The 11,770-nt window shown below is 66.4% G+C and carries 9 protein-coding genes; all 9 read right to left on the bottom strand.

The window, feature by feature from the left end; translation table 11 throughout:
- Positions 1–3: 3 nt before the first annotated feature.
- Complete coding sequence (locus AC1DOP_RS00340) at positions 4–1,548, bottom strand: alpha-N-arabinofuranosidase (RefSeq protein ID WP_477249031.1); 1,545 nt, start codon at positions 1,546–1,548, stop codon at positions 4–6.
- Positions 1,549–1,572: 24 nt separating this feature from the next.
- Positions 1,573–3,477 (bottom strand): glycoside hydrolase family 97 protein, encoded by a 1,905-nt coding sequence (locus AC1DOP_RS00335; RefSeq protein WP_477249029.1) that lies wholly within the window; start codon positions 3,475–3,477, stop codon positions 1,573–1,575.
- A 133-nt stretch (positions 3,478–3,610) separates the two neighbouring features.
- Entirely contained in the window at positions 3,611–4,387 is a 777-nt protein-coding gene (locus AC1DOP_RS00330; protein WP_477249027.1) for an SDR family NAD(P)-dependent oxidoreductase, read from the bottom strand.
- Positions 4,384–5,979, bottom strand: a complete 1,596-nt coding sequence (locus tag AC1DOP_RS00325; RefSeq protein WP_477249025.1) for an aldehyde dehydrogenase (NADP(+)) — start codon at positions 5,977–5,979, stop codon at positions 4,384–4,386. Before AC1DOP_RS00325 ends, AC1DOP_RS00330 begins: the two co-directional genes overlap by 4 nt.
- A complete protein-coding gene (gene araD1 / locus AC1DOP_RS00320) occupies positions 5,976–6,968 on the bottom strand; it encodes an AraD1 family protein (RefSeq protein WP_477249023.1) in 993 nt (330 codons plus the stop codon). Before araD1 ends, AC1DOP_RS00325 begins: the two co-directional genes overlap by 4 nt.
- Before the next feature lie 21 nt (positions 6,969–6,989).
- On the bottom strand, positions 6,990–8,732 hold the full coding sequence (locus AC1DOP_RS00315) for an IlvD/Edd family dehydratase (protein ID WP_477249021.1): 1,743 nt from the start codon (positions 8,730–8,732) through the stop codon (positions 6,990–6,992).
- A gap of 120 nt (positions 8,733–8,852) precedes the next feature.
- Positions 8,853–9,731: an SMP-30/gluconolactonase/LRE family protein gene (locus tag AC1DOP_RS00310; RefSeq protein WP_477249019.1), complete on the bottom strand. Its 879-nt coding sequence runs from the start codon at positions 9,729–9,731 to the stop codon at positions 8,853–8,855.
- Complete coding sequence (locus AC1DOP_RS00305; RefSeq protein ID WP_477249017.1) at positions 9,728–10,807, bottom strand: aldose epimerase family protein; 1,080 nt, start codon at positions 10,805–10,807, stop codon at positions 9,728–9,730. The genes AC1DOP_RS00310 and AC1DOP_RS00305 overlap by 4 nt, the downstream gene beginning before the upstream one ends.
- 13 nt (positions 10,808–10,820) lie before the next feature.
- On the bottom strand, positions 10,821–11,768 hold the full coding sequence (locus AC1DOP_RS00300; protein WP_477249015.1) for a glycoside hydrolase family 43 protein: 948 nt from the start codon (positions 11,766–11,768) through the stop codon (positions 10,821–10,823).
- Between the last annotated feature and the right edge of the window lie 2 nt (positions 11,769–11,770).

The raw sequence follows: 11,770 nt of genomic DNA, 5'->3' as shown, positions 1-11,770 counted from the left end.
TGATCAGCCCTCCACCGCGAACACCATCACCGCCTTGGGCGGCACCTTGACGGTCAGCTTGCCGCCAGCGGCCTGCGCGCTGAACGGCGCCGGTTTGATGGCCTGGGGCTTGTCGAAGGTGTTGTGGGCGTCCATCGCGTCGGCCGTCAGGACCTGGCCGCGGACGGCGCCGATGGCCTGGCCCGGCAGATCCAGGCTCACGTCGGTCGCCTCATGCGGGTTGGTGTTGACCAGCGCGACATATACCTTGCCATCCCTGGCGCGGGCGGCCGAAGCGCTGATGCCGGGCACGCCCTTGCCGTTCGCGCCGTAGGTCGTGTTGTTGGCCAGGGTAACCGGCAGCGAGGTCGCGTCCTGGAAGGGCACGTACATCTTGTAGGCGTAGTAGGTCGGTGTCAGCAGCATCTTGTCCTTGTCGGTGATGATCATTGCCTGCAGCACGTTGACCATCTGCGCGATGTTCGTCATGCGGACGCGGTCCGCGTGCGCGTGGAAGATGTTGAAGTTGAGCGCAGCGACCACCGCATCGCGCAGGGTATTACGCTGGAACAGGAAGCCAGGGTTGGTGCCCGGCTCGACGTCGTACCAGGTGCCCCATTCGTCGACGTAGAAGCCGATCTTCTTCTGCGGATCGTTCTTGTCGAGGATCGCGACGTTGCGCTTGATATGCTCGTCGATGCGCAGGGTGTTCGACATGGTCGAGAACCATTCGCTTTCCGGGAAGCCGGTGGCGGCGCCCTTCTTCTCCCATTTATCGGTAGGCAGCGTGTAGTAATGGAAGCTGATGCCGTCGGTGCCATGGGCGGCTTCGCGGCTGAGGGTTTCGGTCCAGCTGCTGTCGTTGTCGTTGCCGCCGCTGGCGATGAATTTCGGGAGCACGTTCGGCGGCGCCTTCAGGAAGGTCTTGTAGTGCTTGTACAGGCTGGCGTAGTACTCCGGCTTCATGTTGCCGCCGCAGCCCCAGGCTTCGTTACCGATGGCGAAATAGGCGACCTTGAAGGGCTGCGGATGGCCGTTCTTCGCGCGCAGCTCGGCCAGGCTGGACTTGCCCTCCGAGGTCATGTATTCGACCCACTCAGCCATTTCCTGCGGCGTGCCCGTGCCCAGGTTGCCGTTGACGTAGGCGTCCGCGCCCAGCAGCTCGACCAGGTCGAAGAACTCGTGCGTGCCGACCGCATTGTTCTCGGGGACGCCGCCCCAGTTGGTGTTCACCTTCACCGGGCGCTTGCCGCGCGGGCCGATGCCGTCCTTCCAGTGGTACTCGTCGGCGAAGCAGCCGCCCGGCCAGCGCACCAGCGGCACGTGCAGGTCCTTCAGCGCGCCGACCACGTCCTTGCGCCAGCCCTTGGTATTCGGGATCTTCGATTCCGGCCCGACCCACAAGCCCTCGTAAATGCCGGTGCCCAGGTGCTCGGCAAACTGACCGTAGACATTCTTGTTGATGACGGCGCCGGGCCGTGACGTGTCGACGGTCAGGCTCACCTGCGCAAAGGCGGGGATGGCGGCGAGGATGCCGAGCGCGAGGATCGTGAGTTTGAAGCGGTTCATGCGGGTCTCCATTTTATTGATTGATTATTTGAATACGGCGACGAAACCGCCGTGCGCCTTGATCGTGAGCTGCTGCCGGCCGCCGCTGAGCGTGGCTTGCGTGAATTCGCGTTCGCCGGCGCCATCCGTGATGAGCTGCCCTTCTCTGCCGGCCAGGAAGCCGAGGTCGAGATCGAGCGGGAGATCGACGTCGTCGGCGTTGATGCCGGCCACGTACCAGGCGTCGCCGCTCTTCCTGGCGATGACGGCGTGGCGGCCCGGGTAGCCGGCCACGAACCTGACCTCGTCCCAGCCGCGCGGCAGCGTCTGCAGGAAGCTTTTCACATAGGCAGGCGCGCCGGCCATGCCTTCCGGCGTCTCGGCAAAGTGCTGGATCCCGGACAGGAACAGCACCGACTCCGCCAGCTCGAAGCCATTGCGGGTGGCGCGGCGGATCTTCGGGATGTCGCCGAACACCATCGGCGTGAAGTCCATCGGATCGAACAGATTGCGCGCGAAAGGGAGCATGGCCGCGTGGCGCACTACGGCGTCCTGGTCTTCCTGGGTGAAGGTCGTGTATTCGAGGCCGCGCACCGCTTCGGCGGTCATCAGGTTCGGATACGTGCGCGCCCAGCCGCGCGGCAGCGTCGCGCCGTGGAAGTTGACCAGCAAGCCGGCGGCCGCGGCATCCTGCAGGATCGCCGTGTAATAGGCGATCATCGACTTGCCGTCACCGGCGAAGAAGTCGATCTTCACGCCTTTTACGCCCATCTTCGCGAGGCGATCGAATTCCGCGACGCGCTGCGCATGGGACAGCAGCTTGCCCTTCGGCGAGTACTCGGTCTTGTTCCAGCCGCCGGAAGAGTTGTACCAGGCCAGCAGGCCGATGCCTTTCGACGCCGCATAGGCCGCCAGCTCGCGCATCTTTTCGTAGCCGATCTTGCGGTCCCAGTCGGCGTCGACCAGGGTGTAGTTCCAGCGCATGTCGGCGGCGTAGTCGATGAACTTCTTCTGCACCTCGAAGACGGTGGCATCGTCCTTCAGCAACGCCCAGCTCCACGACGCGTGCCCGGGCACGACCTTCGCCTTGTCGAAGGCGATGGCCGGCGCGGCGAGGTCGGTGCCGAGCGTCGATTCGCTCACGGCCGCCAGGCTGCCCAGCGCGATCACGCGCCAGGGCGATGTCAGCTGGCCGCTGCTTTCGGCCAGCAAGGCGCCGCCGGTGAAGACTTCGGGCGCCATCGGCGTGCCGAGCCGGTACTCGCCGCCTGCGGAATCGGATTGGAGGCGCGAAGCGTGCCAGCTGCCGTCCATGTTCGCTTCGGTCAGCGCGACCCAGGTGTCGCCGGTTTTGAACAGCGCCGGGAAGACCCAGCCGGCGGCGGTCGGCGCCTTCGTTCCGACCGCGATCTCGCGCATGTAGTGTTCTTCGTAGGACGGATTGGTGTTCATCCAACCGGTCTGGGCGATCGACATCGGCTGCAGCCAGGCTTTCGCTGCCTTGTCGAAGCGATAGCTGGTGGCTTCGCTCAGGAACTGCAGGCGGCCCGGCGCACGCACCAGGTAGCGGAAGGCGACGCCGTCGTTCGAGGCCCGGAGGACAAGGTCCATCGCCTGCCCCTTCGCGTTGCGGACCGTGAGCACCTGTTCGTTGGCGCGGTAGCGGATGCGGCGCTTCTTGCCGGTGACGAGTTCGTAGTCTTCGGCGATGGGCTTGACCGGTGATGTGGCGGTCAGCGTCAAGCTGTTCGCCAGGTCGGCGCCGGCGAGCTGCAGGCCCAGGCGCGACGGCAGGATGACAGGCTGGCCGTCGCGCCGGATCCTGTATTCCAGGGTTTGCGATGGGGTGATGCGGACCTCGACGCTGATGTGGCGGTCGGGGCTCTGGAGAGGAGCTGCGAATGCGGCATGGACCGCAAGGGCAAGAACGGCTGGGAGCAGTTTGGTCATGGCACTCTCTTTTCCGTCGTTCCCACGCAGGCGGGAACCCATGCTGAGCCTCGATGCACGCGGCGTATGGGTTCCCGCTTTCGCGGGAACGACAGTTAGGGCTGCGGAAACGACAGGTCGGACTGCGGGAAGCTCAGGTCCACCCGGCATCCACCACAAAATCCTGTGCCGTGCACATCCTGCTGTCGTCCGCCGCCAGGAACAGCACCATGGCAGCAATATCTTCGGACATCAGCTTTCCCGGCAGGCACTGCGCGCGGCGGATCTCGGCTTCGCCGTTCTCGTCCAGCCACAGCTCGATCTGGCGCTGGGTCATCACCCAGCCCGGCGTCACGGTATTCACGCGGATGTTGAAAGGCCCGAGGTCCCGTGCCAGGCAGCGGGTCAGGCCGGTCACGGCGGCCTTGGTGGCGGCGTAGATCGGATAGCCCGGGTTCTTGGCATGGAAGGACATCGAGCTGAAGTTGATCACCGAGCCGCCGCCGCGGCGCTTCATGCCCTCCAGCGCCGCCTGCACAGTGAAGAACATCGGGCGCTGGTTGATGGCGATGCGTTCGTCGTAGTAGCCGACGCTCACGTCGCCGATCTGGTGGCGCTGGTCGTTGGCGGCGTTGTTGACGATCACGTCGAAGTCGCCCAGCACGGACGCCAGCTCGGCCATGGCCTGTTGCAGCGCCGCGATGTCGGTGATGTCGCAGTAGCGGAACACCGGCGCCGTCTGGCCCGGCTGCAGCGCGGCGGACAGGCGCGCCACCAGGGCTTCGCTCGGGTCGCGCACGATGTCGACGAAGGCCACCGCCGCGCCCTGCTCCACGAAGGCGGCCACGATCGCTTCGCCGATACCGCTGCCGCCGCCCGTCACGAATACACGCTTCCCTTCCAGGCTTCCGTACTTCGCCAACTTGCTCATACCTTCTCCATGCCTTTACCGATCGCGCCGTCGATACGGCGCCAGATCTCACGCGGATTATCGTCCCGCAGCACCTCCGGCAGCAAGGATTGCGGCAGGTTCTGGTAGCACACCGGGCGCAGGAAGCGGTAGATCGCGGCGGTGCCGACCGACGTACTGCGGCCGTCGGCGGTCGCCGGGAAGGGACCGCCGTGCACCATTGCGTGCGCCACTTCGACGCCGGTGCCGAAGCCGTTGGCCAGGATGCGGCCGGCCTTGCGCTCCAGCGTCGGCAGCAGCGTACGCGCTGCCTCGACGTCGTCCGTGCCGTCGACCATGTGCAGGGCCGCGGTCAGCTGGCCTTCCAGACGCTCGGCCACGCCGCGCATGTCCTCGATGTCGCGGCACACGACCAACAGCGAAGCCGGGCCGAATACTTCTTCATGCAGTTCCTGGCGCGCAAGGAAGTCGCTGCTAGACACGCGGAACAGCGCCGCGTGGCCCTGGTGCTCTTCGTGTTCCAGGCGCAGCAGAGTCATCACCGAGGCGTGGGCGCCGAGCGCCTCGACGCCGCGGCGGTAGCTCGACGCGATGCCGGCCGAGAGCATGGTGGCCGGCTGCGTCTTGTTGAGCGCGGCGGTGGCGGCGGCGCAGAACTGCTCGAGGCCCTCGCCTTCGATCGCCAGCACCAGGCCGGGGTTGGTGCAGAACTGGCCGACGCCCAGCACCAGCGAGGCGGCGAAGTCCTGGCCGATTTGTTCGGCGCGCGATGCCAGCGCCTGCGGCAGCAGAAAGACCGGATTGATGCTGCTCATTTCCGCATACACCGGGATCGGCTGCGGACGCTGTGCCGCCACCGACATCAGCGCGGTGCCGCCGGAACGCGAACCGGTGAAGCCGACCGCCTGGATGGCCGGGTGCGCGACCAGGGCCTGACCGATGCCGTTGCCGGTACCGGTCAGCAGCGCGAACACGCCGGCCGGCAGGCCGCACTGCTCGACCGCCCTGACGACGGCGCGCGCCACCAGCTCCGAGGTGCCGGGGTGGGCCGAGTGGGCCTTCAGCACCACCGGACAGCCGGCAGCGAAGGCGGACGCGGTGTCGCCGCCGGCCACCGAAAAGGCCAGCGGGAAGTTGGAGGCCGCGAACACGGCCACCGGGCCGACGCCGATCAGGCGGCTGCGCAGGTCGGCGCGCGGTGGCGTGCGCAGCGGCAGCGCCGGGTCGATGCGCGGGTCCTGCCACGAGCCTTCACGCAGCAGGGAGGCGAACAGCCGCAGCTGGCCGACGGTGCGTCCGCGCTCGCCTTCGATGCGGCCGCGCGGCAGGCCGGTTTCCTGGATCGCGCGTTCAACCAACTCGTCGCCCAGCGCCAGGATCTGCTCGGCCACCGCGTCGAGGAAGCCGGCGCGCTGGTCGTCGGAGGTCGCGCGGAAGGTGTCGAAGGCGGCGCTGGCGAGGCTGCAGGCGCGGTCGATCTGCTCGCGGTCGACCATGTGGAAGGCCGGCTCCAGGTGATCGCGCAGGGACGGGTTCCAGGCCTTGAAGGAGCCGCCTGCGCCGAGTTCGGGCTGGCCGCCGATCAGGGCGTGCCCGGTAATCGTGTTGGTCATAGGGTCTTCACTTTCGCAAACTCGGTTTCGTGGACGGCGAGCGTGTTGCGCAGCGCCGGGCCGAACTGGGGCGAGGCGATCTCGAAGGTCTCGCCGGCGCGCACCTGCACGCTGTCGGCGAAGCTCAGCGTCGCAGTGCCGAAGAAATGGATGTGGACGTCTCCGGGGCGCTTGAACAGCCCGTACTTGAAGTGGTGGTGTTCGAGGTTGGCGATGGTGTGCGACATGTTGCGTTCGCCGGAGACGAACGCCTTTTCCCAGCGCACCTGGCCGTCCGTATCGACGATGCGCGAGACGCCGGCGACGTGCTCCGGCAGCTCGCCGATCAGCAGGGCCGGGCCGAGGCCGCAGTTGCGCAGCTTCGAGTGCGCCAGGTAGAGGTAGTTCTGGCGCTCGGTCACGTGGTCGGAGAATTCATTACCCAGCGCGAAGCCGACGCGCCAGGGCTGGCCATCCTCGCCGATCACATACAGGCCGGCGATCTCCGGCTCTTCGCCACCGTCCAGCGAGAAGTCCGGCATTTCCAGTGCCTGGCCGCCGGCGCGCACGATCGTCCCGTCGCCCTTGTAGAACCATTCCGGCTGCACGCCCGCGCTACCGGCTTCCGGCTTGCCGCCTTCGACGCCCATGCGGAACATCTTCATGCTGTCCGACAGCGATTCGACGTCGCCGCCGATCTTCTTGTGCATGGCGTCGCGGGTGTCCGCGCTGCCCAAGTGGGTCAGGCCGGTGCCGGTCACATAGCAGTGGGCGGCGTCCGGGTGATCGATCGGCGCCAGAAGGCGCCCTTCGGCGAGGATGGTTTCGAAGGAGTCGGCGTCGTTGCCGGTGGAGGTGGCCGCCAGCGCCGCCAGGCCGTGGCCGCGGGCGATGGCCGCCTTGGCCAGTTCCAGGGTCGAGGCGAAGCCCTGGATCGGGGTGACGATGTCGTCGTTCAGGATGCCGACGCGGCGTGCGCCGGCGGCGGTGGTGTATTGGATCAGCAGCATGTTGTCTCCGTGTCGCCGGAATTAATGGGAATGCTTGGGCACCGCCGACCCGCGGCAGCCGACCAGGAAGTCGAAGTCGCAACCCTCATCCGCCTGCAGCACGTGGTCGAGATAAAGACCTTGATACCCGGTGCGCGGCGGCGCCTTCTGGTTCTCGGCGCGGTCTGCCAGGCGGGCAGCGATTTCCTCGTCCGGCACGTCAAGGTGCAGGCGGCCGTTGGCGCAATCGAGCTCGATGATGTCGCCATCCTTGACGATGCCCAGCGGACCGCCGGCCATTGCCTCCGGCGCCACGTGCAGCACCACGGTGCCGTAGGCGGTGCCGCTCATGCGGGCGTCCGAGATGCGCACCATGTCGGTGATGCCGCGCGCCAGCAGTTTCGGCGGCAGGCCCATATTGCCGACTTCCGCCATGCCCGGATAACCTTTCGGGCCGCAGTTCTTCATCAGCAGGATCGAGTTCTCGTCCACATCCAGGTCGGGGTCGACGATGCGCTGCTTGTAATGGTCGAAATCCTCGAACACGACGGCGCGGCCGCGGTGCTGCATCAGGTGCGGCGATGCGGCCGAGGGTTTGAGCACGGCGCCGCGCGGCGCCAGGTTGCCGCGCAGGATGCAGATGCCGCCGTCGTCGATCAGCGGCGTGTCGAGCTTGCGGATTACCTCGTCGTTGTAGATCGGCGCGTCGACGCAGTTCTCCCACAGCGACTTGCCGTTGACGGTGAGCGCGTCCGGGTGCGGCAGCAGCTTGCCCTCGCCCAGGCGGCGGATCGCGCCCGGCAGGCCGCCGGCGTAATAGAACTCTTCCATCAGGTAGCGGCCCGAAGGCAGCAGGTCGACGATGGTGGGGGTACCCTTGCCGATCGCGGTCCAGTCCTCCAGCTCGAGCGGCACGCCGACGCGGCCGGCGATGGCCTTCAGGTGGATCACCGCATTGGTCGAACCGCCGATCGCGGCGTTCACGCGGATCGCGTTCTCGAAATTCTCGCGCTTCAGGATCTTCGACAGCTTCAGGTCTTCGTTGACCATCTCGACGATCCGGATGCCGGACATGTGGGCCAGCACGTAGCGGCGCGCGTCCACCGCCGGAATCGCGGCGTTGTGCGGCAGCGAGGTGCCGAGGGCTTCGGCCATGCAGGCCATCGTCGACGCAGTGCCCATGGTATTGCAGGTGCCGGCCGAGCGCGAGTGGCCGGCTTCGGCGGCGAGGAAGTCGTGCATCGTGATCTGCCCGCCTTTGGCCTGCTCGTGCAGCTGCCAGACGGCGGTGCCGGAGCCGATGTCCTTGCCGTTCAGCTTACCGTTCAACATCGGGCCGCCGGTGACGACGATGGTCGGGATGTCGACGCTGGCCGCGCCCATCAGCAGCGCCGGCGTGGTCTTGTCGCAGCCGACCAGCAGGACCACGCCGTCCATCGGGTTGCCGCGGATGGATTCTTCGACGTCCATGCTGGCCAGGTTACGGGTCAGCATGGCGGTCGGGCGCAGGTTAGATTCGCCGTTCGAGAACACCGGGAATTCGACCGGAAAGCCGCCGGCTTCCAGGATGCCGCGCTTGACGTGTTCCGCCAGCTTGCGGAAGTGGGCATTGCAGGGGGTGAGCTCGGACCAGGTGTTGCAGATGCCGATGATCGGCTTGCCCTGGAATTCGTGGTCGGGGATACCCTGGTTCTTCATCCAGCTCCGGTACATGAAGCCGTTCTTGTCCTGGGTACCGAACCACGCGGCGGAACGCAGCGTGGGCTTCTTTTTCGTATCGGACATGTGGTCTCTCCTCCGTCGTTTTGTTCTTGCTCAGCGATGGAAGAAAGTCTAAGGTGCTGCCAGATAACTTTCCAATCAATTTTAAGCGCTTATCGATATCGTTTTAGATATCTATATCGCTCAGCCGAAGCGCTGCTCCGGCAGGCCGCGCACGTCCAGCGGATGCGCGAACACGCCGCCCGACGCGGGCGCCGCCGCCAGCGCGTCCGCCGGCATGTTCTGGGTGGCCGAGCTCACATACAGCACATCGAGGCCGGGGCCGCCGAAGGCCAGGCAGGTCGGCTGCGGCGCCGGCAGCGGCAGCACGCGGTCGACGCGGCCGTCGGGCGCGAAGCGCACCACCTGGCCGCCGCCCCAGCGCGCATTCCACAGATAGCCCTCGGCATCGATGGTGGAACCGTCCGGATCGCCCGGCGCGGCATCGCTGGGGGCGAACACGCGCAGGTTGGCGGCGCCGCCGGCATCGCCGGGGTCGTAGTCGCAACAGCGGATCTCGCCCGTGCCCGAATCGCAGTAATACATGGTGCGGCCGTCGAGGCTGAAACAGATGCTGTTGGCGATGGCAACGCCGCCCAGGGGCAGGCGCTCCAGCGAGAGGTCGCGGTTCAGGCGGTAGAAACCGCCGATCGGCCGCTTAGGATCGTTGGCCTGGTTGAAGGCGCCGAACACGAAGCGGCCCTGGCGGTCCACGCGGCCGTCGTTCAGGCGGGTGGTGGGAAGGTGCGCCTCGACATCGCAGATGCGTGTCAGCTCGCCCATGCGCAGGTCGAAGAAGGCCAGGCCGGAGGCCAGCGCCAGCAGCAGGCGCCCGTCATCCTGCGTCAGCGCCATCGAACACAGGCGCTCGGGCAGCGGCCAGCGTTCCAGCGTGCCGCCGGCCGGATCGTACGACCACAGCTCGCTGCTTTCGATGTCGGTCCACAGGAGCCGCCCCGTGCGCTCGTTCCAGATGATTCCCTCGCCCAGCACGTGCCGGCCGTCCACCACCAATTCCATCATCGTTCCTGTTTTTCCACTAAAAATTTGAAGCGGGACTCGGTCGCATAGATCTCGCCCGGCCGCAGGATCGTCGTCGGATAGGCGGGCTGGTTGGGCGAGTCCGGAAAGTGCTGCGGTTCGATGCAGAAGCCGCTGCGGAAGGCGTAGGGGCGGCCGCCCTTCCCCGTCAGCGAGCCGTCGAGGAAGTTCCCGCTGTAGAACTGCACGCCCGGCTCCTGCGTGATCAGCTCCAGCACGCGTCCGCTCTCGGGCTCGCGCACCCGCACCGCGCGGCGCTGTTCGCCTTCCTCAACGGCGCCCGCGTTCAGCACCCAGCAGTGATCATAACCGCTGCCGTGGCGCAGCTGCTTGTCCGGCTGGCCGATGCGCTCGCCGATCGGACGCGGCTGGCGGAAGTCGAAAGGCGTGCCGGTGACGGGCACCAGAGGCCCCAGCGGAATCGAGCCGGCATCGATGGACACGAAGCGGTCGGCGTCGATGAGCATCTCGTGCTGCAGGATGTCGCCCTCTTCCTGGCCGGTGCCGCGCAGGTTGAAATAGCTGTGCTGGGTCAGGTTGACGGGCGTCGGCTTGTCCGTGACGGCGTGGAAGCGCATCACGATCTCGTTGTCGTCGCTCAGGCTGTAGCTGACGGTGGCATCCAGGTTACCGGGGTAGCCCTGCTCGCCGTCCGGGCTCCGGTAGCGCAGGACCAGCGCATCGCCTTCGATGGCGGCGGCCCACAGCAGCTTGTCGAAACCGGGGGCGCCGCCGTGCAGGTGATTGTCGCCGTCGTTCACGGCCAGCTGGTAAGCCTTGCCGTCGATGGCGAAGCGGCCCTTGCCGATGCGGTTGCCGTAGCGGCCGATCAGGGCGCCGAAGTACGGGCTGTCCCGCAGATAAGGCTCGAGCGTGTCGAAGCCGAGCACGACGTCCGCGAACTGGCCGTTGCGGTCGGGCGCCTGGATTTCGCGGATGATTCCGCCAAAGTCCAGGATCTTCACAAGCATGCCGCGGCTGTTCGCGATCGTGAATTCGCTGACCTGGGCGCCGTCCGGCAGCGTGCCGAAGGGCGCCTGTGTGATATGGGTGTGCACGTCCGGTCCGGCGTCAGGCGATGGATGGGCGGCCGAACACCGGCATGCCGCTTTCGTCCCAGCGCAGGCGCTTGACGAAAGTGTGGCGGTCCGGATTCCACAGCGGATCGCCTACGATCTCGGTGTAGGTGCGCGCGTGGTAGACCAGCATGACGGCGTCGCCGTCTTCGGCACAGGTAAAACTGTTGTGCCCCGGGCCGTAGATGCCGTGCTCGTAGCAGGTCTGGAATACCGGCTCTTTCGTCTTGGTCCAGGACGCCGGGTCGAGCAGGTCGGCGTTTTCGTCCGCGTACAGCAGGCCCATGGCGTAATTCTCGTCGGTCGCGCTGGCCGAGTAGGAGATGAAGATCCTGCCGTTCCGGCGCAGCACCGAGGGGCCTTCATTGACCCAGAAGCCGCGGATCTCCCAGTCGAACTCCGGCTTCGACAGCAGCACCGGCCGGCCCTCGATCTGCCACGGCGTCTTCATCTTCGCGATGTAGAGGTTCGAATTCCCCTCGATCGCCCTGTCCTTCTGCGCCCACAGGTAGTACAGCTCGCCCTTGTGCGTGAAGGTGGTCGCGTCCAGGCAGAAGCTGTCGATGCCGGTATCTACCTGGCCCATGAAGTCCCACGCGCCTTCCAGCGGGTTCGCATTGGTATTGCGGATTGCGTACATCCGGTGCTGGAACAGCTTGTCCTTGATCTCGCGGCTCGGCGCGGCCGCGAAGTAGACGTACCAGGCGCCCATATTGAAGTGCAGCTCGGGCGCCCAGATCAATTCGCTGTACGGGCCGGTGTCCGGCTTGATCCAGGCGTCGACCGTCGGTGCCGCGGCCAGGCCTTCGATGGTGCTGGCGCGGCGCAGTTCGATGCGGTCGTATTGCGGGACCGAGGCGGTGAAATAGTAAAAGCCGTCCGTGTGCTTGTAGATGTAGGGGTCGGCGCGTTGTTCGATCAGCGGTTTCAGTACGGTTTCCATGT

This window comes from Massilia sp. 01N410, from assembly GCF_056399665.1.
The sequence above is the reverse complement of the archived record's forward strand: the minus strand, read 5'-3'. Positions and strand labels throughout refer to the sequence as shown.